Origin of the sequence: Caldicellulosiruptor kronotskyensis 2002, assembly GCF_000166775.1 — a bacterium.
GTDB classification, from domain to species: Bacteria; Bacillota; Thermoanaerobacteria; order Caldicellulosiruptorales; family Caldicellulosiruptoraceae; genus Caldicellulosiruptor; species Caldicellulosiruptor kronotskyensis.
On the sequence record NC_014720.1, the window covers coordinates 229,985 to 253,048 of the forward strand.

The 23,064-nt window shown below is 35.0% G+C and carries 13 protein-coding genes; 10 read left to right on the forward strand and 3 right to left on the reverse strand.

The features are described 5' to 3' along the window. The first annotated feature begins 45 nt into the window (after positions 1-45). From CALKRO_RS00770 to CALKRO_RS00815, 10 genes are all read left to right on the forward strand, one after another. A complete protein-coding gene (locus tag CALKRO_RS00770; protein WP_013429227.1) occupies positions 46-4,671 on the forward strand; it encodes a pectinesterase family protein in 4,626 nt (1,541 codons plus the stop codon). 96 nt (positions 4,672-4,767) lie between these two features. Next, positions 4,768-6,417: an S-layer homology domain-containing protein gene (locus CALKRO_RS00775; RefSeq protein ID WP_013429228.1), complete on the forward strand. Its 1,650-nt coding sequence runs from the start codon at positions 4,768-4,770 to the stop codon at positions 6,415-6,417. 99 nt (positions 6,418-6,516) lie between these two features. Beyond that, positions 6,517-8,103, forward strand: coding sequence for an extracellular solute-binding protein (locus tag CALKRO_RS00780; protein ID WP_013429229.1), 1,587 nt, complete (start codon positions 6,517-6,519; stop codon positions 8,101-8,103). An 89-nt stretch (positions 8,104-8,192) separates the two neighbouring features. Next, the gene (locus CALKRO_RS00785) at positions 8,193-9,743 is read left to right on the forward strand and encodes a glycoside hydrolase family 43 protein (protein ID WP_013429230.1); all 1,551 of its coding nucleotides are present in this window, start codon (positions 8,193-8,195) and stop codon (positions 9,741-9,743) included. A gap of 413 nt (positions 9,744-10,156) precedes the next feature. After that, positions 10,157-11,473 (forward strand): ABC transporter substrate-binding protein, encoded by a 1,317-nt coding sequence (locus CALKRO_RS00790; protein ID WP_013429231.1) that lies wholly within the window; start codon positions 10,157-10,159, stop codon positions 11,471-11,473. A gap of 125 nt (positions 11,474-11,598) precedes the next feature. After that, positions 11,599-12,495 (forward strand): carbohydrate ABC transporter permease, encoded by an 897-nt coding sequence (locus CALKRO_RS00795; RefSeq protein ID WP_013429232.1) that lies wholly within the window; start codon positions 11,599-11,601, stop codon positions 12,493-12,495. 6 nt (positions 12,496-12,501) lie between these two features. Then, on the forward strand, positions 12,502-13,359 hold the full coding sequence (locus CALKRO_RS00800) for a carbohydrate ABC transporter permease (protein WP_013429233.1): 858 nt from the start codon (positions 12,502-12,504) through the stop codon (positions 13,357-13,359). Between the two features lie 88 nt (positions 13,360-13,447). Next, positions 13,448-14,206 carry a response regulator transcription factor gene (locus tag CALKRO_RS00805; RefSeq protein ID WP_013429234.1) on the forward strand — a complete coding sequence of 253 codons (759 nt, stop codon included), beginning with the start codon at positions 13,448-13,450 and terminating at the stop codon, positions 14,204-14,206. 6 nt (positions 14,207-14,212) lie between these two features. Continuing rightward, a complete protein-coding gene (locus tag CALKRO_RS00810) occupies positions 14,213-15,997 on the forward strand; it encodes a sensor histidine kinase (protein WP_013429235.1) in 1,785 nt (594 codons plus the stop codon). Then, on the forward strand, positions 15,966-16,847 hold the full coding sequence (locus CALKRO_RS00815) for a glycoside hydrolase family 43 protein (RefSeq protein WP_013429236.1): 882 nt from the start codon (positions 15,966-15,968) through the stop codon (positions 16,845-16,847). Before CALKRO_RS00810 ends, CALKRO_RS00815 begins: the two co-directional genes overlap by 32 nt. Positions 16,848-16,894: 47 nt before the next feature. Here the strand turns inward: CALKRO_RS00815 and CALKRO_RS00820 are convergent, their stop codons facing one another. The 3 genes from CALKRO_RS00820 to CALKRO_RS00830 all read right to left on the reverse strand — a co-directional run bounded on the left by CALKRO_RS00820 (position 16,895) and on the right by CALKRO_RS00830 (position 23,053). Further along, positions 16,895-19,975, reverse strand: coding sequence for a glycoside hydrolase family 2 TIM barrel-domain containing protein (locus tag CALKRO_RS00820; RefSeq protein WP_013429237.1), 3,081 nt, complete (start codon positions 19,973-19,975; stop codon positions 16,895-16,897). A gap of 181 nt (positions 19,976-20,156) precedes the next feature. Then, positions 20,157-21,599, reverse strand: a complete 1,443-nt coding sequence (locus CALKRO_RS00825) for a DUF4340 domain-containing protein (RefSeq protein ID WP_013429238.1) — start codon at positions 21,597-21,599, stop codon at positions 20,157-20,159. Further along, positions 21,596-23,053 (reverse strand): GldG family protein, encoded by a 1,458-nt coding sequence (locus CALKRO_RS00830; protein ID WP_013429239.1) that lies wholly within the window; start codon positions 23,051-23,053, stop codon positions 21,596-21,598. Before CALKRO_RS00830 ends, CALKRO_RS00825 begins: the two co-directional genes overlap by 4 nt. Positions 23,054-23,064 lie beyond the last annotated feature (11 nt).

Sequence of the window (23,064 nt, forward strand, 5' to 3'; positions counted from 1 at the left end):
TCAAAGAATGTCCTGGGGTATATTAAAAAAGGGGGGTAAACTGAAGTGAGAAAAAGATTGCTGAGTATATTTGTCATAGTCACATTTTTATTAAGTTTAATGCCTTTTAATTTGATAACAAAAGCTGAAAATTTAGTACCTGCCTTTCCTGGTGCAGAGGGTGCAGGAATGTACACAACAGGTGGTCGTGGAGGAGATGTGTATGAGGTTACCAATTTGAATGATAGTGGACCAGGGTCGCTAAGAGATGGTGTAAAACTTAGCAATGTTACAATAGTTTTCAGGGTATCAGGAACAATACATTTAAAGTCGGAGCTCGTAATAAGTGGTTCGAACATTACAATAGCTGGCCAGACAGCACCTGGTGATGGAATTACCATTGCTGACTATGGAGTAAGAATTACAGGCAGTAATATTATCATTAGATACTTAAGATTTAGACCTGGAAGTGCAAATATTAATTCTGAACCCGATGCTCTTACAAGCTTTGGTGGAAGCAAAAACATTATAATTGACCACTGCTCGTTTAGCTGGTCGGTAGATGAAACACTTTCAATATACAGGACAGAAAATTTAACAGTTCAATGGTGCATAGCTGCAGAAAGTTTGACTATGTCAGGGCACTGGAAGGGAAGACACGGGTACGGTGGTATCTGGGGTGGATACAATGCAACATGGCATCACAACCTTTTGATGAGCCACACAAGTAGACTTCCACGCGTGAATGTAGGTAGCGCTCCAATCCCAGAAGCAAAAGTGGAATTTATAAATAACGTAATTTATAACTGGGGATTTAATAACACATATGGTGGTGAAAATACTACCTTAAGCCTTATAAACAACTATTACAAACCTGGGCCTGGAACTCAGGATACTGTAATGTCAAGAATTGCGAATCCAACTCCAAATGGTTATCAGTCATCATGGTATATATCAGGGAATGTTCTTGAAGGTAATAGTGACGTAACAAATAACAACGAATTAGGTATAACTGCAAGTGGCACATATACAAAACTAACAGAACCTGTAGATATTCCAGGAGAGGTAACCATTCAGGATGCTCAAACTGCATATCAAGAAGTACTTGCTAAAGCCGGTGCTGTATATCCAAAGAGAGATGCAGTTGATGCAAGACTTGTCAATGAAGTAAAGAACGGTTTGGGAAGATTTATCAACACAGAGGCAGAAGTTGGAGGGTACCCGGAACTGCAATCAGCACAGGCGCCACAGGACACTGACCATGACGGTATGCCAGATAACTGGGAGATTTCAAATGGTCTCAATCCTAATGATCCGAGTGACAGAAATGGATATAAATTTGGCAATGGATATACAAACCTTGAAAATTACCTTAATTCACTTGTAGATATGAACTACGCACCTAAAAACCCAGAGGTAACGATTGTGAATCCAAAATATAATGCCATTGTCAATGCAAAATCAGCATTGAAAATTGAGGCCAGAGCAAATGCATTTGACGGGGCAAATATTACCAAAGTAGTTTTCTATGATAATGGAGTAAAAATCGGTGAGGATACAACAGCACCATTTTCGTATACAATAGGTGCAGTTGAAGAAGGAATACATTATCTTGTAGCTGTTGCCTATGACTCAAATGGACTTTCTACGCAATCGACCGCAGTGAGAATATATGCAAAGGGTTCTGATGCTTCTTTACCATGGAAAATTGCTGACATAGGAAATCCAGCAATAAAAACTGCTGCGTCGTTTGACAACAATGGAGTTTTGACAATTGCTGCAAATGGTAAGATAGGTGGTTCAACTGATTCATTTGGGTATGTCTACAGAAAGGTTTATGGTGATGCTGAACTTGTTGCCAGGATAGATTATCTTGAAAAGGTTGATCATAACGCATTTGCAGGTTTAATGATTAGAAGTTCACTTGATCCTGGTTCTCCGGCAGCATTTATAGCAAAATCATATGTAAAAGCTGAAAAGCTTACTCAACCAACAGCTGTAAGATTTATCTCAAGACAAGTACCAAATGCACAAATGCCAAATACAAGCGATGTTGATGCAAGCTCACCAAATACAGTGGTGAATATTGATATATCATGGCTTAAAATAAAAAAAGTGGGTACAGTTGTTGAGGCAGCATATTCGCTTGATGGTATTACATGGAGTACAATTGGAAGTTATAATCTGGACCTTGGTAATGAATATTATATTGGTTTTGCTGTTGATTCTGCTCAAGTAACAAATCAGCTTTACAACTATAATGTTGCAAAGTTTTCGAATATTAGTTTAATTGCAACAGATAACTTTATTGAAATATACAATCATGAAAATGACTGGATAAATAATGGAGAATATAAAGTAAAAGGTTACGCTAATATGGACGGAAAGGTTACGGTTAAAAATTTAATCAATGGAGATAGCAAAAGTATAGATGTTATTAGACAGAGTGAGTTTGAGTTGCCTGTTAAACTTGAGTCTGGTATTAACACAATTGCTGTAAATATGCAGTCAACAGATGCATCAAAAACAAGACAAGCCGTTTTGAATGTAGTATATGATGACAGACAGCCTTCTATCAGCTGGATATCAAAACCGCAGCCAACTGTTCTTAGCAGTGCATATAAAATAGCATTTTCTTCAAATGAAGATGTTTATGTTACGTTGTTACAAGATGACATGGTTGTATATCAGGATTGCTATATAAAAGCTAACATACCTGCAACCTTTGATATAAACTTTGAAAAAGGAAGAAATAAAATTGAAGTTATTGTCAAAGATTTAGGTGGAAATGTAACAAAAGAGGAATTTGATGTTATATACCTTGCAAGTTTCGATATCATGGTTGATAAAAACTATGCAGGAAATGATGGAGATATTGTAAATGGAGTAAGAATATTTAAAACTGTTCAAGCAGCAGTAAACAGTGTTCCAACAAATAATACAAAAAGAACTGTCATCTTTATTAAAAGTGGAAGATATTATGAAAAGATAACCATAAATTCACCAAACATAAGCTTGATTGGCGAAGATCCAATGACAACGATTTTAACCTATGATGTTGCTGCAGGAACACCAAAACCAGACGGGACTGGAACTTATGGGACATCTGGCAGCGCAAGTGTAACTATTAACAGTGGAGCTATTAACTTTACTGCAGAAAATATAACATTTGAGAATGCGTTTGATGAAAACCAGCCAATCTCAAGCAAACAGGCTGTTGCTGTAAGGTCACTTGCTGATAAAATGGTATTTAAAAATTGCAGATTTATAGGCAATCAAGACACCTTGTATGCAGACGCGGGGAGACAATACTTTAAAGATTGCTATATTGAAGGTGATGTTGACTTTATATTTGGTGCTGCTCAGGCTGTTTTTGAAAACTGTACCATCTTCTCAGTAGACAGAGCAGGAATTACACCTAAAGGATATGTAACAGCTGCATCTACAAAAAAGACAGACAATTTTGGTTTCTTGTTTTTAAACTGCAAATTCGTATCAAACGTGACAGTAGCAAATTCAGTTTATTTAGGAAGACCATGGCATCCAAGTGCTGATTTGAACAGATGGGTAAATGTTGTAATTAGGGAATCGTATTTGGGTGAGCATATAAACGATTATGGATGGACAGCTATGAGTTCAACTGATAGCAACGGTAATACAATTTGGTTTTATCCACAAAATGAGAGATTCTATGAATATAAAAACTATGGACCTGGTGCTAAAATAAATGATTTTAGACCACAGCTTGATGATGTTATGGCACAGGTTTACACAAAACAGAATGTATTAGATGGCTGGGATGCTGACAGTTTCATAGATACAGTTTATGATCCAATTAAAGTTTATATTGGGAATCCTCGAAAAGACTCTACAACAAAGATAAATTATACTGTGAACATAGCTGCAGATTCAGACTGCGAACTGACAGTGAAAAAAGGAAACGAGGTGGTTTACACCAATCCTTCCTACACCGCAAATACACAGATAACTGTTCCAGTTGTTTTATCAGATGGAACAAATAACATACTTATTATTGCTTCAAAAGCGGGTGAAAATGTAGCAAAACTGATAACTGTAGATTTTATAAACTATGCTCCTGAAATAACAGTTGTTCAAGCACCGGCATCGAAAACCACAAAATCAACAGTAACGGTAAAAGCAAAGATAAGTAAAAATGGAACTGTAACTTTCAAACGAAATGGAGAAAGTTTAGGAAGCATTAATGTCGAAGCAAATAAAGAGTTCAGTTACGATTATTCTCTGGTAGAAGGAGAAAATACTTTGGAATTGGTTGTTGTTGATGAAGGTGGAAATATTAGAATAACAACATTCAGAGTTGTTTACGAGATTGATTGGGGTTCAAATGCTTTTTCAGTTCAGATTGTTCAAGTTAAAAACATAGCTGGTTCTATCTTGAATGCAATAGGTTCTAACAAAGACATAGTGGTTACTGTAAATATCAAGAACAACACAGGACTTACAAGAACCGGAACAGTAGTAGTTGGAGTGTTTGATTCAACAGGTAAATTGGTTGTATATGCAGGTAAAAAGATATCAATAGAGGCTGGGAAGACTATAACATACAGGGCAGGCTTGAAAATAAATTATGTTAATGGACCATTAGTAAAAGCATATGTTGTGGATGCTTTAAAGACAAAGAATTATCTTTCTAATATTGCATCATTTAAATAAAATTTGCCTGTGATTTAAAACATTTAATCACAGAGAGGGAAGGGGATCTTGCCTTTCCTCTCTGTGAAAAATAAAAAAGAAAAGGGGGAAATCCTGTTGAAAAAGGTAAAAAAACTCATATCATTGTTTTGTGTTACCTCAATATTGCTCTTGATTATTCCAGTATTAGCAGGAAATTTTACAATGAATATAAGTATAGATTCAAATAAAAATCTTGTTATTAATGGCAAAACAAGTGCAAAAGCTAATGTGACTGTAAAGGTCTTAGACCCGTTTGGGAACATAGATTATTTAGATCAAACAATGACGGATAACGATGGAGGTTATGAATTTAAGTATTCTCTTTCAGGGAAGGCAGAAGGTGTTTATACAGTTTTTATATACTCAAAAGATTTATCAGCGCCTATATCTAAAACAATAACATACACAACTTCTCAAACAGGTAGTTCAAGTGTTAATATTGTTTTACCAAGCACAAATACTTCAACTCAGCAGCAAACTCAACAGCAAACTCAGCAACAGACACAACAAACACAGCAAGGTCAAACAGATCAACAGAAACAGCCTCAACAAGTTCAAACAACAACTATTCAACCTCAGGTTCAAATAATTGGACAAACAGCTATTTCAAAGATTGATGAAAAAATATTGGCTCAAACAGTGGCAAGCACTAAGGCAAACGAAAATGGTGAAAAAATAGTCCAGATTTCAATTGCTTCAAAGAGTAATGTTTTTGAGTATGAACAAATAATTCCATTAAAAGTAATAAATAATCAAAATGTAGTTTTCAATATTTCAACAAACATAGGACAAATAAAAGTTCCAGCAGATGTAGTTTCAAATTCGTTAAAGGTGGAAAACTTGAGTGTTAATATAGGCAAAGTAGCAAATGAAGATTTAAACAATATCAAACAATTGGTAGGAAAAAACGTAGAGATGGCTATTAAAGTTCAAGTCAAAGTTGATAATAAAGTATTAACAGAAGAAAACATGCAAAAACCTGTTATTGTAAAGAGTCAATATACTCCTTCAATTGGAGTTCAAACTAAGTATTTAGCGGTGATGAAAGTAACTGAAGATGGTAAAGTTGAACCGGTTGCAAGCGGAATGTATTTTGCAAACAGTAAGGAAATTGCATTTAGAGCAAAGGATTCGGCAAAGTATGTTGTGGTTGAAAACTATAAAACTTTTGATGACATTAAAAATGTTAGCTGGGCAAAAGAACAAATAGAGGTATTGGCATCAAAGGGCATAGTAAAGGGAATTGACAATAACAATTTTGCACCGCAAAAGCAGATAACAAGAGCAGACTTTTTGCTGCTTCTTGTGAGAGCCCTTGAACTCAGCGCACCTGTTAAGGACGATAATTTCAGCGATGTCAAGAAAGGCGATTATTACTATGATGCAGTGGGCACAGCAAAAGCTTTAGGAATAGTAAATGGAGTTGGAGATGGAAGGTTCAACCCTAAAGGACTTATTACAAGGCAGGATATGATTGTTATGGCTGACAGGGCGTTGAAAATTGCAGGTTATAAATACAGTAATAGCAGTAAAAGTATAGATGCTTATGTTGATGCATCAAAGGTTTCGAACTATGCAAAAGAAAGTATACAGAAATTTGTATCAGAAGGATTCATCCAAGGTAGCAATAACAGTTTAAAACCTACCGATAATGCATCAAGAGCCGAGGTTGCTGTTATCATATATAGATTAATAAATAGCTATTATATACAGCAACTGAAATAATAAATGGCACAAAGCATTGGGAATGCTCTTTGAAGGTTTTATAAGCCTTAGAAGAGCATTCCATGGTTATTTCTAAAATAAAAATGGAGGTGTAAAGAGATGAAAAAATGGAAAAGTATAACTGCTTTAATGTTTGCCTCTATATTTTTGTTGGCTTTATTTGGAGTGTACTCATTTAACATTCCTAAGGTAGAAGCTTCAAACAAAATTACATTAACCTACTGGGTACCTATGGGAGCAGAACAGGCTTTGCATTATAAAAGTTACAATGAGCTGCCAGCATATCAAATACTACAGAAGAAAACAGGTATCAAGATTGTATTTAAACATCCACCTCTTAGCAGTTCAGCAGCAAATGACCAGTTCAATCTTATGATAGCTTCAAGACAGATGACAGATATAATAGAATGGGGTTGGAACGGTTATCCAGGCGGGCCACAAAAAGCATTGATAGATAAAGTAATCATCCCTCTTAACGATTATATTCCCAAGTATGCTCCGAATCTCAATAATCTATTGAAAAAGAATCCTGATATTAGTAAAATGATACGAACAGTTAATGGGGATTATTACTGTTTTCCATCTTTGAAAGAATTGCCAATTGATGCTTACTATGGTCCTCAGGTTAGAAAAGATTGGCTTGAAAAGTTAAAAATAAATCCTCCAGAGACAGTAGATGACTGGTACAAGATGTTAAAGGCATTTAAAACAAAAGATCCAAACGGAAATGGGCAGGCTGATGAAAGACCATTTTCTATTTTAAGGGGTGCTTCAAATCCGAGAGCTGCATTTGATTATTGCAGTTTCTTAGTAGGAGCATGGGGAATTAAAACAGACTTTTTCCAAATAAATGGTAAGGTCAGGTTTGGTCCATTAGAACCTCAATTTAGAAGTTTTATGAATACACTCGCAAAGTGGTGGAAAGAAGGGTTGATTGACCCTGATATTTTGACAATGGATAGAAAAGTAATTGAGGCTAACGTATTACAAGATAAGATTGGTTCTTACCTCGGACTTATAGGTGGTCAAATGGGAACCTATTTAACTGTAAAGAAAGGTACATCTTTTGACTTAATAGGTGTTCAATATCCATCTCTTAAAAAAGGCGAAAAAGTAAAAATCGGACAAAATGAATATCCATTTACAGGTAGAGGTGCTGCAATATCAACAAATTGCAAAAATATACAAGCTGCTTGCAAAGTTTTGGACTGGGCATTTAGCAAAGAAGGATATGAGGTGATGAATTTTGGAGTAAAAGGAAAATCTTATATTGTAAAAGATGGAAGACCTGTGTATACTGACGAAATTTTAAATAATCCTAAGTTAGGACCAAAAGAAGCATTAGGTAAATATGTACCAATATTAGGTGCTTATGTTCAGTCAAGAGAATATAGTTTGCAAATTTCATTTATGCTACCACAGCAAAAAGAAGCATCCAAAAATTGGTCGAAGGTCACAAATGAAATTGCATTGCCACCGCTATCTCTGTTCTTTACACCTGAGGAAGCAAGCAAATTAGCAAATATTATGAACGCAGTCAATACATTCTACGATGAAATGTTCCTAAAAATGATGACAGGTAAATATTCAAATTATGATGCATTTGTTAAGACATTGAAAAGAATGAAGATAGATGAAGCAATAAAAATATACCAAAATGCATATGACAGGTATATGAAACGATAATTTGTTTAGTTGTGAGAGACTGCAGGGAAAATTTTATTGTCTCTGCAGTCTCTTATATAATCTACTGAATTATCGGAGGAGAAGATAGGATGAAAGAAGAAAATTACAAGAATCCTATAATTCATGCAGACTATTCAGACCCCGATGTAATAAGAGTAGGTAATGACTATTTTTTAGTTGCGTCAAGTTTTAACTGTGTACCAGGTCTTCCCATTTTACATTCAAAAGACCTTATCCATTGGAGGATTATAAACTATGCGGTAAAAAAACTTCCTTCACCTGAGTATGATACACCCCAGATTGGCAAAGGCATTTGGGCACCTGCAATAAGATATCACAATGGCAAGTTTTACATATATTTTAGCATACCAGATGACGGGATATTTTGTTGTTATACAGATGACCCTTTTGGAAAATGGTCAGACATAGTATTAGTAAAAAAAGCAAAAGGTTGGATAGACCCATGCCCGTTTTGGGATGATGATGGTAAAGCATATCTTATTAATGCATTTGCAAAAAGCAGAATTGGATTTAACAGTAAACTCTGCATCTCCAAGCTTTCAGAAGATGGACTTAGTGTTTTAGACGAAGGGAAAATTGTTTTTGATGGAACAAATACACAGCCGACAATTGAAGGTCCTAAGTTATACAAAAGAAATGGATATTATTATATATTTGCGCCAGCAGGCGGAGTAAAATATGGCTGGCAGACCATTTTAAGGTCCAAAAATGTTTATGGTCCATATGAAGAGAGAATAGTTTTGCATCAGGGGAATACGTTGATAAATGGACCACATCAAGGAGCATGGATTGAAACAGAAAAAGGAGAGCACTGGTTTGTACATTTTCAGGACAAAGGACCATATGGTAGGATTGTTCACCTTCAACCTATGACATGGTTCGAAGATGACTGGTGCATAATAGGGGTTGACCAGAATCAGGATGGAATAGGTGAGCCTGTTTTAGAGTACAGAAAACCTGAGACTGAAGAGGAAAGTAGCCATTTTTATATTGAATGTTCGGATCATTTTGATAGCGAGAAACTATCTTTTGCATGGCAGTGGCATGCAAACCCGAGAGATGAATGGTATAGCATTGATATCCAAAGGAGCGTCTTAAAACTTTTTGCTGTTTGTGCAAAGGATTCACAGCAAAAAAGAAGCATGTTTTATATGCCAAATTTACTACTTCAAAAGATACCGGCAGAAGAGTTCGAAGTTGTAACAAAAATGAAAGCAAATTTTAACACGAAAGGAAGTTCATCAGGACTTATCGTAAGTGGCTATAAATATTCGGCGATAGGACTTGAAAGGAGAGAGGATGGTAATTATCTTATACAAATATTAGGTGAAATTGTGGGTGCTAATGCTAATGAAAAGATTGTTGAGAGTAAAAAAATAGATGGCAATGAGATATATTTAAAGCTTAAGATGGGAAAGGGAGCAAATAGTGAGTTTTTATATAGTGTTAATGGCAAAGAATTTTTTAAATTTGGGCTTGAATTTATTCCCAAAGAGGATGTGTGGACAGGTTCAAAGGTTGGTCTGTTTTGTGTAAACAGATATGCTGAAGGAAATGTTTTAGAAGAAGATTTTGCTGAATTTGATTATTTCATATTTAATTTTTGGGAAGTGTGTTAAGAATTTTATCTATGAGATACTTTTATGATTTAATCTTCAAAGACTTTATTTAGCAAAATTTATTTTTTACCCAATATAATGTAAACGCTAAAAAGATTAAAATTTTAAACATCTGAAGATGGTTCATTGGCTGATGAGGCTCTTGTAAATCTTGCAGATTGATAAACAAATATGTAAAACAGGCTAATAAAGCAAAAAAACAAAATGTTCCTAAAAATTAAAGGGGATGCTCATTTGGTGACAAAACATAAATGAGCATCCCCTTTTGTATTATATAAACAACATAAAGTAGTAATTTTATGATACCTATTGTAAAGTTAAGTACCTTTTTTAAATATATTTGACCATGTTATTATAAAATTGCACGACTAAATCTATAAAAACAAAACAAAAAGTGAAGGGAGGAAGTTAAATTGGTAAAAAATAAAAGGTTAATTGCACTTCTTGTATTAGTAGTTTTTACTTTTTCACTCTTTTTTACCTTCTCAACAGTTAATTGTGAAAAAGTCAAAGCTGCCTCAAACAAAGTAACACTTCGATTTATGTGGTGGGGAGGTGAAGCACGCCACAAGGCAACATTAGCTGCAATTCAGGCGTATATGAAGAAATACCCTAATGTAAGAATTAATGCAGAGTATGGTGGTATTGAAGGGTACATGCAAAAGCTTATCACCCAGCTTGTGGGAAGAACCGCTCCTGATATTATCCAGATTGACGTTACATGGATAGGAGAACTTTCTGCACAGGGAGATTTCTTTGCAGACCTTAAAACTTTTAAAGAAGTCAACTTAAAGCCATTTGAAGAGAAGTTTTTAAAAGACTGGTGCTATTCAAATGGGAAACTCATAGGACTTCCAACAGGTGTAAATGCTTCGGCTATTCACTATAACAAGGACTTTTTTAAGAAATTTGGCATTCCAGAAAACAAGACATGGACATGGGAGGACATATTAACAACAGCTGAGATGGTTCATAAAAAAGATAAGAACTACTATCTTTTGAATTTTGATGCAACAGTTTGCTATTATCTTTTAAAGACATATGTGCTTCAGAAAAAAGGTGGAAAATGGATAAATGATGATTACACAATGGGATTTGATAGAAAGACACTAATTGAGGCGTTCACCTATATTGATAAACTGTTTAAAGTAGGTGCTATTCAACCATTTTCTGAGAGTGCACCATTCCAAGGAAAACCTGAGCAAAATCCAAAATGGCTCAAAGGCGAGCTTGGGATGCTTTGGAATTGGACTTCAACCTTTGCAGCCAACAAAGCAAATATACCAAGCCTGTCTATGACAATGATACCTATAATGAAAAATGCAAAGAGCACAGCTGTAACTGTAAGACCGTCCCAGCTTTTAGCGGTGAATAAATTGTCCAAGAATCCAAAGGAAGCAGCAAAGTTTATCAACTGGTTTTTAAATGATAAACAGGCTGCACTAATATTGAAAGATGTCAGAGGTGTTCCAGCAAGCTCAACAGCCAGAGAGGCACTTGAAAAAGAAAAGGCATTAGATCCAGTCATAACACAAATAACATCGGAGGCTCTGAAAAGAGCTGCACCACCTGAAAATGCACTTTCACAAAATCAAGAGCTTGAGAAAATAGCAACAGATGTTATTCAGCAGCTTGCTTACAAGCAGCTGACACCAACTCAAGCAGCTGACAAGCTCATGGCACTTTATAAACAAAAATTAGCTGAGATAAAGAGATTGCAATCCCGATAAAGCAATTGGATGTATATGGGGCTGTCAAAGAGGCAAAAGCCCTCCCGCTTTTGAGGTTGGCAGCCCCTTTTTGTTCAGGCTTTTAGTGTTACAGCATTTTTCTTTAAAAAAGGAGTGACAAATAAATGACAGCAAACTTGAAAAGAAAAGATTTGGTTGGCCTTTTATATGTTTTGCCATGGCTTGTGGGATTTCTTGTTTTCAAATTGTATCCTTTTATAATGTCATTTGTGTATTCGTTTTGTGACTATAGTATGCTAAAACCACCCAAGTTTGTAGGACTTTATAACTTCATTTATATGTTCACAAAGGATGAGTTATTTCCAAAGGCACTTTTAAACACCTTAAAGTATGTTATAATAACCGTTCCCCTCAAGATTTCGTTTGCTCTTTTTGTAGCAATAATATTAAACATGAAACTGAAAGGAATAAATCTTTTCAGAACAGTATATTATCTTCCTTCTATCTTTGGTGGGTCTGTTGCGATTTCAATCTTATGGAGATTTTTGTTTATGAAAGAAGGTATAGTAAACAAATTTTTAGGATTATTTGGGATAGAAGGTATAAACTGGCTTGGAGATCCCAGAATAGCAATGTTTTCAGTGAGCCTTCTTGCGGTGTGGCAGTTTGGCTCATCTATGGTACTATTTTTAGCAAGACTTAAAGAGATACCATCAGAACTTTACGAAGCAGCACTGGTTGATGGAGCATCAAGACTAAAAATGTTTACAAAGATAACTCTTCCTATGATTTCACCTATAATGTTTTTCAACCTTGTGATGCAGACAATAAATGCATTCCAAGAATTTACTGGACCGTACATCATCACAGGCGGTGGACCTGTCAATTCCACCTATCTTTTGAGTATGCTCATATATGACAATGCATTTAAGTATTTTAGAATGGGTTATGCGGCAGCACTTTCCTGGGTTCAGTTTGTGATAATATTAATCTTTACTGCATTTATATTTAGGTCTTCTACCTATTGGACATATTACGAGTATGATGAAGGGAGGTTCTAAAAAAAGATGTACTCCCAGAACAAAATAGTAAAAAATACTATTTCTCTTTTTATAACTTATGCTTTTTTGATTCTATTTGGACTGTTTATGATTTATCCACTTTTGTGGGTTGTATCTGCGGCATTTAAATCAAATGATGAGATATTCAAATCGCTGTCTTTATTTCCCCAAAAAATAGTTACAGACTCATTTATAAAAGGATGGCAGGGGACAGGGCAATATACATTTGGTAGATTTTTCGCAAATAACTTTATACTTGTTATCCCAGTTGTATTTTTTACAATAATATCCTCTACACTTGTGGCATATGGGTTTGCAAGGTTTAATTTTCCACTGAAAAGATTATTTTTTGTGATACTAATTTCAACATTAATGCTGCCAGACTCTGTAAACCTTATTCCAAGATATATTCTTTTCAATGCATTTGGATGGGTAGATAGTTACAAACCCTTTATAATTCCATCAATGTTTGCATCAACTCCATTTTTTGTGTTTATGATGATACAGTTTATGAGAGGGCTTCCAAGAGAAATAGAAGAAGCTGCTATAATTGATGGCTGCAACTCTTTCCAGATACTTTTGCGTATAACTGGTCCTCTTTGTAAAACAGCAATGATTTCAATGGGAATTTTCCAGTTTATCTGGACTTGGAATGACTTTTTAGGACCCCTTATATATATCAACAGCGTTGAAAAATACACAATTGCCCTTGGACTTAGAATGTGTGTTGACAGTGCAGCTGCAATTGCTTGGAACCAAATCATGGCTATGACTGTTATAGCAATGCTACCGTGTATTATCATCTTCTTTGCTGCTCAAAAATACTTCGTTGAAGGAATTGCAACAAGCGGAATAAAAGGTTAAAGTAAGATATTGGTTTTGTGAAGGATATTTGAATAGTGTTATAATTTTAATTGAAAGGTGTTTTAAAATAAAAGGGGGCAGACCCTGTATGTATTACAAGATGATTATTGTTGAAGATGAAAGTGAGATAAGACAGGGGCTTTTTACCTGCTTTCCATGGGATAAACTTGGCTTTGAGGTTGTTGGCCTGTTTGAAAATGGAAAGCAGGCTTTAGATTATATTTTGCAAAATAAGGTTGATGTTGTTTTTTGTGATATTAAAATGTCTGTGATGAATGGAATTGACTTTGCAAGGGTTTTGTTTTTAAATAACATCCCTGTAAAAGTTGTTTTTATAAGTGGTTATCAGGACTTTGAATTTGCTCAAAAAGCAATGAAATATGGGGTAAGGTACTACATAACAAAACCAGCAACGTATGATGAGGTAATAGAGATATTTGGGCTAATAAAAAAAGAACTTGACCTACAGTCAAAAAATCCGCAAACTCACAGTGAAGAAGAAAAAAAACATGATTTAATTTCTATTGACAATCCTGAAAATGTGATTGAAACTGTAAAAGAATATATAAATAAAAACTACAAAGAAGCAACCTTAGAGGATGCAGCAAAACTTGTCTATATGAATCCTTATTATCTCAGTCGTCTTTTTAAGTGCAAAACAGGGAAAAACTTTTCTGACTATTTAATGGAAGTCAGGATGAAGAAGGCTCTTTTGCTCATGAAAATTCCAATATATAAACTCCATGAAATAAGTGAAATGGTTGGGTATAAAAATCCCAAAAACTTTACACGGGCTTTCAAAAAATATTTTGGCAAATCCCCATCTGAGTTTGTCCAGGAGAGATAATCTGTCATGAAAGGAAAAGATGGCCTCTATAAAAGCAGGTTATTCAAAAGGAATTTTTTCCAAATAGTAATTGTGCCAATTATTATAATACTAATTTTCGGATTTTTTTCATGCTTAATAATAGAACAGTATGTAAAAAATGAAATAAACAAAAATTTAGAGACAATGCTAATTCAAAGTGAGAATAATATTGAGCTTATGCTTGGAGAGATTGATTATCTTTTTATGGTGTTTGGAATAAACAAGGATGTGACTCTTCAAATAAAAAGAATTTTAAATTCTACATACTTTTCCTTAGAGGATATTTGGCAACTCAATATGTTTAAAAATGTTTTAAATTCAATCTCGTATTCAAAACCTTTTATACATTCAATTTATGTATATTTCAAAAATCCTGAAGGTAACTTTATTGTTACTCCAGATGGTATAACAAATTTTCAATATTTTTATGATAATAAATGGTTTGAACAATATAAAAAGCACAGTGAACTTATGTGGATAGAAAGAAGAAAAATTCAGCCTTACAACTTTGCTGAAGAATCAGTTGATGTTCTGACAATCTACAAAAAGATAATTTCAGGATACTCAGATTTAGATGAAGGTGTTATTGTCCTCAATCTTTACTATGACCAAGTAAAAAAGCTTTTGAACCTTCCAAGTTCGATACCTGATCATGCAATGTATATATTAGACCAAAAAGGGAATATATTAGTATCTAACCAGTCAGATGATTCAAATATTTTGATCACAATTTCTAAGAAACCGGTTAAAAGCTTTTTGACAAAGAAGATAGCTTCAAAAAAATACAACTTGACATTTGTATCAGTAATTCCAAAAGACTACCTTTATAGTATACCAATAAAACTTTTTAAAATTGCCATTGTAATGCTATTAATTTTTATAATTATTGCCTTTAGCGCATCTTATTACATAGCTAAAATGAATTACAGGAACATAAAAAAGATTATAGATACCATAAATTCAGCAACAGAAGGCAGACCTCTAAAAGAAGCAAATATTACATCTAATGATGAATATGGATATATTATGTATAACGTAATAAAGAACTTCATAGAAAAACACTACTTGACAACACGACTTCAAGCTTTAGAGCTTTTAGCTTTGCAATCTCAAATAAATCCTCATTTTTTGTTCAACACTTTAGAACACATATATCTAAAAACATTAGCTTTAACAAGATATCCTAATGAGGTCACAAAGATGATAGAAAATCTATCATCAATTCTCAAATATTCTCTTAGCAATCCACGGAGCACCATATTTTTGAAAGATGAAATCAAAGCAACCAAAGCATACATAGATCTTGTCAAGGCAAGATATAAAGAAAAATTTGATGTAATCTGGGACTATACTGAGGACGTGCTTGATGTAAAAGTAATGAAACTTCTTTTTCAGCCTCTGATTGAAAATTCAATCTATCACGGGATAAAACCTTGCGAAAAGAGATGTGGAATAAAAATCAGGATAAGAAAATTAAAAGATACCAGTGATTGGCTTTGTATATGGGTAATTGACAATGGAATTGGGATGAGCAAAGAAAAGTTAGAGGAGGTACAAGGCAGGCTTTCACAGGATTTTGACTTTTCAGATCATATTGGGCTTTTAAACACCAATGAAAGGTTAAAGCTCATCTATGGGGGTAACTTTAAACTCAAGGTTTGGAGCAAGCTGGGTTTGGGGACAATTGTAAAAATAATTCTTCCTGTTAATTTTGAGGACCGAAAGGAGAATGAAATAGATGCTAAGAAGACAGGATATTTATATCCGTGACCCTTTTATTATGCCTGTGAAAGAAAAAAGGGTGTACTATATGTTTGGTACAACTGATAAAAATTGCTGGGGAAATGAAAAAGCAACAGGCTTTGATTATTATGTAACCTATGACCTTGAAAATTTTGATGGGCCATATCCAGCATTCAGGCCTCCTCAGAATTTTTGGGCAGACAGAAATTTCTGGGCACCGGAGGTGCACTTTTATAACGGCAAGTATTATATGTTTGCAACATTTTGCTCACCTGAGGGGAAAAGGGGGACTGCGATTCTTGTTTCAGATACTGTAGAAGGACCATATGTTGAACACAGTATTGGACCTGTTACGCCAAAGGATTGGATGTGCCTTGATGGAACACTTTACATAGATGAAGATTCAAATCCATGGCTTGTATTTTGCCGTGAATGGGTTGAGGTTTATGATGGTCAGATTTTAGCAGCAAGACTTTCAAATGATTTGAAAAGAGTTATTGATGAGCCCGTTTTACTCTTTACAGCCTCCAGCGCACCTTGGACAGCAAGTATAAGAGTTAAAGATGGCAGAGAATGTTTTGTTACAGATGGTCCGTTTTTATTCAGAACCCAAAACGGCACTCTTTTGATGTTATGGTCAAGCTTTGATAGTGAAAGAAGATACTGTGTTGGAGCTGCAAAATCACTGTCAGGCAATATTTTAGGTCCATGGCAGCACAAACCCGAGCCAATTTTTTCTAATGACGGTGGTCATGGCATGCTTTTTAGAACCTTTGAAGGTGACCTTATGCTTTCAATTCATAGTCCAAATTCAAGGGGCAGTGAGAGGCCTTTGTTTATAAAAATTGATGAGAAAAATTTAGAAAATGAGTTTTGAAAGAGAAAAGGGTTTATCCAAAATATTTTGGACAAACCCTCACTTTTTTACCATAGCTTTTCAACATCTAAACTATTGCTATCAACAGGTATCATATAAAAGCAAAATTCAAATTTGTCATCCTTGACTAAGTACTTCTCAAGTGGGCCGGGACCACAGCTCTGGCTCCCGATACCACCAATCTTAAAGTCCACATTCACAACAATTCCATCTGCTTTTGTCAGCTCATATGAGTGTTTTGCTTTTGTGAGCACATCATCAGTGTATTCTCTTGCACTGAAGTTAAATGTTGGGATGCCTCTAATACAAAGTCCTATTCCGTATATATTGTATACAAACGCCCATCTAACGTCGCACCTGTTTCCATATTCCTGGGGCATTATATATGGAACGTACATGTCTTTTATAGCCATGTCATATATTTCTACAGTTGCGCTCTGTTTTATATCAGGATAGTTTTCATGAGGTCCACGTCCATAATATTTGACATACTCAAACTCTTTTGGCATCATAAATTGCAGTCCTATCTTTGGAAGTGGCGGAAGCTGTCTGAGAGCTTGCGCATACACATTTGTCTCTACAATTCCCGATTTGAAAACCTTGTAGCTTGTGGTTACTTCAAATACAGGTTTTACTGAATATGCGCCATATACCGAAGTTGTTTGTACTTTGAAGTACTCGCTGTGTTCTTCAAAGCTGACATTTACAATTCTTCTTTGAAGCTTGTCAAATCCAGCTTTTATCCATTCGTTTTTGATATGCACATCATTATCTGTTGGAGCCCTCCAAATATTAAATCTTGGTGAGGATTTTATAAGCTCAAGGTCACTATGTTTCAAGCTTACCAAATCACCTGTCCATCGGCAAAACTCTACTTCTGTGTTACCTGCGAAAACTACCAATTTGTCAGATAACTTGCAAACCTCAAACCTGTCTTGCTTTGATAAAATGGCATTTATCTTTTCAATTTTTTGCACAGCATCTTGAGATGTTTCTTCATTAATTGCAATCTGAGATTTTGTTAGAACAAAACCTCTTTTTGCCCAAGGCATTGAGTTTTTGAGCTTTGCCGTGAAGGTAATGAAAAGTTCTTCCTTGCAACTTTTTAAAACTTCTTTGACTTCATCAATCTCGACCTCTTTTGAAGAGTGAGGCAGTACATCGCTCACATCAACAAAGCCCTCTTTCACAACCCTGCCACCTAACAAAAGTTCCCATTCAACTTCAATGTGATTCAAAGATATAAAATCATACCTGTTTGTTACCCTGAAAATTCCGCTTTTTTTATCTAAAAGTTCAATCATAACTGGTTCATAAACTTTTTTCAGCTCAATCATCCCGGGCGACGGAGTTCTGTCGGGGAAAAGAAGTCCATCTATACAGAAGTTACCATCATTTGGCTCATCTCCAAAATCCCCGCCGTAGGCATAGTACTCTTTCCCATCAGGTGTCTTTGTCAAAATTCCGTGGTCTGCCCACTCCCACACACATCCACCTAAAAGCCTTGGGTATTTATATATCACATCCCAATACTCTTTGAGGTTTCCAGGACCATTTCCCATTGCATGTGCATACTCACACATAAAAAATGGTCTTTTTTCTTGTTTTTTGCCCTCTTCTTCAAGTTTTTCTACAGGAGGGTACATTACACTTACAATATCCACAACCTCTGCATCACGGGCACTTTCGTAATGAATAGGACGGCTATTATCGTATGACCTTATCCACTGTGCCATTTTATCGTGGTTTGGACCATAGCCAGATTCATTTCCAAGCGACCACATAATGATTGATGGGTGGTTTTTGTCACGCATTACCATCATCTTTGCCCTTTCGAGAAACGCATCTTCCCACATAGGGTCTTTTGCTAAAAGTCCCCAGTCACCAACTGCTCCAAATCCATGTGTTTCCAAATCAGCTTCATCAATTACGTAAATCCCAAATTTGTCACACAGCTCCAAAAAATAAGGATGATTTGGATAGTGTGAAGTTCTTACACAGTTTATATTGTGCTGTTTCATCAAAGTTATGTCCTCTTGCATCATCTTTCTTGTCACTGCAAATCCAACTCTTGGATGCATGTCGTGTCTGTTGACACCTTTTAATTTAATGGGTACATTATTTAGGTAAAATACGCCATCTTTAATTTCAATTTTCCTAAACCCAAAGTTTTGAGGGATGACCTCCAAAATCTTACCTGATGTATCCTTTATAATCACAATAAATTTGTAGAGGTTTGGCGTTTCAGCACTCCAAAGCAATGGTTTTTCAATTTGGAACTCAACTCTGAACTGTTCAGTGGTTTTTGGTAAAATGCTTGCAAGTTTTGAGGCAGATTTTAGTAGTTCTTTGTCTGCGTATATTTGCACATCTACATAAAATTCTGATTTTTCTTCATTTGAATTTGAGATTTCGATTTCTGCTACCAAACTGCCTTTAGTTAGGTTATCGTTAAGTTCAGGCTTGAGATAAATGTCTTTGAGATATATCTTGGGGCGCACAAGTAAATATACATCTCTAAATATTCCACTCATTCGCCACTTGTCTTGGTCTTCTAAATATGTACTGTCTGCATATTTTAAAACTGCAACTGTTATAATATTTTTACCTTCAGTCAATAGATCTGTGATGTCAAACTCATGCATCATGTGGCTTACTTTTGAAAATCCAGCAAACTCCTGATTTACATATAAATAAAAAGCACAATCCACACCCTCAAAGACTAAAAATATTCTCTTTTCTTTATCCTCTTTTGAAATAAAAATCTCTTTCTTATACACCCCAGTAGGATTAATATCAGGTACATATGGTGGGTCAACTGGGATGGGATATCGTGTATTAGTGTATATTGGTTTGTCGTAACCAAAAAGCTGAAAATTACTTGGAACAATAATTTTCTCAAATCCTGTAAATTTAGCATCTGATTTTATAATCTCTTGGTCAACTTTACAGGGCATATCAAATAACTTAAAATACCAGCTTCCATTAAGTAATCTCAAGTATTCTGAAAGTTCCCAATCACCAAGCAAAGCATTTTCTACACTGGCATAAGGAACAAATGATGACCTTGGCTGTGCCATGTTCACATGCTGAATCTTTGGATTTTGATAAAAAGATTTGTCAAGCACAGAGTATCACCTCTTTTAGAAATTGTAACAAGGCTTTGTTTTTACACTATTTATTTTACTTTATATTGCAATTACTTTACAATATCAAAAAAATAAAGAAAATATCAATATTTTAAATTGCCATATAAACTAAAAGGGAAGCTGTTTAAAAATCTTCACAGCTTCCCTGAGAATGCTTAAATTAGCTTTCTGGTGGCTTGTATTTGCCAGCAACTAAGTCTTCTAAATCCTTTAGAACTTTTTGAACCTGTTCTTTTGCAATCACAAAGTCAGACTTGCCATTTCGCACAACCATGTAAAAATCGTCGTTATAAGGAATGTACTGCATCACGTCAACCTTTTTGTTGACAAGATAGAATTTCATGGTGACCTCTGGTGTACCTGCCGGTTTTTTGTCGTTTTCACCGTCAATTAGAAGACCAATGATTTCCTGATAGAATTTTTTGAATGTGTCTTCATCAATTTTTCTTCCGTCAGCCTGGAAGTTGTATTTGTACTCATCAGATTCTTCTTCGCTTGTAGCTTTTTTGATGAGTTTTTTGTCAAGAATCAGCGTATGCTTTTTATTTGGAGTAAAAATTTCTATTTTGTCAACGTAATCTATATTCACAATGTAAGCAAATTTTTCTATAAGGTCAAATGGCTTTACGGTGTTCATAAAATCTGTCTTATATGTTGACATTGTAAAAACAACCTTAGAGTTTGCCATTTTACAATAGACAGTTGAGTCACTTGCACTGTTGCCAACAAAAAGATGCAAAGTGTTTTTGTTGTCTTTCACAATTAGTTCAATTTTTGGTGACTCAAGACCATATTTTGGATTGTATACATCTTCACCAACAATATCTTCTGGACTAAAGTTTGGTACATTTTCAATAAACTCAGAAAACTTGTCACTTGCAACGCCAACCGGCTGGCTGTATGGCTGAACTAAGTTCCAAAGCCTTACATAATACTTCCATTCATTGTCTTCTTTATTTTTCTCATCAACCTTTTTAATCTCAATAGTAGGTTGACCTTTTCTAACAAGTTTAACATATGTTATATTTTGAGTATCTATTTCGGGTATCTTTACGCTCAATAGTTTTTGAGGCTTTATAGTGAAATTTTCGGCATGGTTTGTCCATACAACGTAAACTTTTGGGTCACCTTTTTTCATCAGATAGTAAGTAGAGGTTATAGGTGTCTCAGAACCAAGGTAGAAGGTTACTTTTTTGCCATCACTAAATGTTGCCTCAACAACCGATTTTGGGTTGTCAAGCCCATATTTTTTAAGGTCTTTCGGGTTTGAATCTGCAATCTTTTCGGCGCTCATCTGCGCACACGAAAATGCTATATCGTCTATTTTATCCTGGTCAAAATATAAGGGGTTGTTAATTCCATTTACTATCCATTTGTCTTTTACTTTTTCAAGCACAAGATGAACATCGTCATGTTTTATATCTATTTTGATCAGTTTATTCCTATCAAAATTAGTCACTGTAATAGTTTGAGATGACTTTTTCTCTTCAGCCTCTTGTTTCTTTTTATTCACATAACTGACATAAAAGTATGCACCGATTACTAAAACTAAAACCAAAAGTACAGAGACAATTGTAAAAAGTCTGTTTTTCTTTTTTCTCATAGATGTCTCCTCCTAAGCCAAATAGTCAAGCCAAGAATAAGTATCAAAACGGGTATCCCCACAACAGTTATTGCTGCCCAGATCATAGCCTGGCTTGTGCTAAGATTAAGTCTGAATGTTGTCAAGTCTTTTGGCTGGATTTGCAGTGTGTCTTTCTTATCTTGCAACCAGTTCAATGCATTTACAACAAAGTTAAGGTTTCCTGGAATGTTTTTGGAAAACTGTGAATTCGCAAACATTGCACTTCCTACTATAACCACTTTTGCGTCGCGCGGTCTTAACTTTGCATTTAAGCTGTCTGCTTTGTCTGTTATTGCAACAGCAAGTGTAAATGGTCCTGATATATCACCTTTTTCTTTTGAAAGTGATGTAGAATTTAAATCTTTTCTTAGCCATGAATTAGAAGTTGTTGTTAGAAGTTTTTCAATTGTTATTGTTCTCTTTTTGAATTTTGTTTCAACAATAGGTTGAGCACTTGGCAAAAGCATGTACATATTGTTTAGGTCTATTGGATTTGTGATATCATGAGACTCTAAATTTGGCAAAATCCAAACAGGATTTCCTGCATTCTTTGTATTATCACCTTCCATTACAATACCATGTTCAAGTCGAACACCCAAGCTTTCAAATATGCTATTGAAGTTTTTAAGCTCATCCTTTAACAGGTCCATCAAAAACAAGACTCTTCCGCCACCGTTTATATAGTCTTTTAGTTTTTTAAGTTCAATATCAGAAATATCTGTCTTTGGTGATATTACAACAACAGCTGATGCATCCTGTGGCACACTTTTTTCTGTAAGCAAGTTCAAATCTTTTATTTCAAAGTTTGCAGCTTCTACCTCACTTGAAATTCCAAGACCTATAAAGGTATCTTCACCATGACCTTTCAGCTCATAAATTATAGGTGTTTTTTCAGATGTAACATAAAGTATAGCAGGGGTAAGTTTTTGTTCTATTGTCAAGCCTGTTACATTTGTGTTTCCTGTTTGTTCGTCATAAGAGTAATCTACCATATCGTATCTGTTTATAACTCTAAATTTGTTTCCACTTTCAACTATCAAAGACCCTTCATCAATCCCTGAACCGCTTGTGTCGTACTTTTTTACAAACCCTGGGTTTTTGTATGGGTCTATGTATTTTATTTTTACATGAGAGGACTTGTCAGCATATTTTTGTATGAATTCTGAAATCACAGGGTTTTCATTACCTGATTGGAACAGAGCATAAATTGTTACATCTTTTTTGAGATTTTTCAAAAGTTCAACAGTAGGTTTTGAAAGTGAATATAATCTATTGTGCGTAAGGTCAAATTTTGCAGGTATCTGACCTACCAAAAGGTTGAGGACAATGACAATAGCAATAACTGAAGCTGTCAGCATTGCTGCATATCCGCCAAACTTGAACTTCCTCGATTTAAATGAACCAAGGATATTTTTTATATCAAACTTCACCATTTCTTCCCCCT

Bases quoted from the DNA above. Each gene is read 5' to 3' on its own strand.
- CALKRO_RS00785 (WP_013429230.1), top strand. From the start codon at position 8,193: ATGAAAGAAGAAAATTACAAGAATCCTATAATTCATGCAGACTATTCA.
- CALKRO_RS00810 (WP_013429235.1), top strand. From the start codon at position 14,213: ATGAAAGGAAAAGATGGCCTCTATAAAAGCAGGTTATTCAAAAGGAAT.
- CALKRO_RS00795 (WP_013429232.1), top strand. From the start codon at position 11,599: ATGACAGCAAACTTGAAAAGAAAAGATTTGGTTGGCCTTTTATATGTT.
- CALKRO_RS00800 (WP_013429233.1), top strand. From the start codon at position 12,502: ATGTACTCCCAGAACAAAATAGTAAAAAATACTATTTCTCTTTTTATA.
- CALKRO_RS00780 (WP_013429229.1), top strand. From the start codon at position 6,517: ATGAAAAAATGGAAAAGTATAACTGCTTTAATGTTTGCCTCTATATTT.
- CALKRO_RS00805 (WP_013429234.1), top strand. From the start codon at position 13,448: ATGTATTACAAGATGATTATTGTTGAAGATGAAAGTGAGATAAGACAG.
- CALKRO_RS00830 (WP_013429239.1), bottom strand. From the start codon at position 23,053: ATGGTGAAGTTTGATATAAAAAATATCCTTGGTTCATTTAAATCGAGG.
- CALKRO_RS00815 (WP_013429236.1), top strand. From the start codon at position 15,966: ATGCTAAGAAGACAGGATATTTATATCCGTGACCCTTTTATTATGCCT.
- CALKRO_RS00825 (WP_013429238.1), bottom strand. From the start codon at position 21,599: ATGAGAAAAAAGAAAAACAGACTTTTTACAATTGTCTCTGTACTTTTG.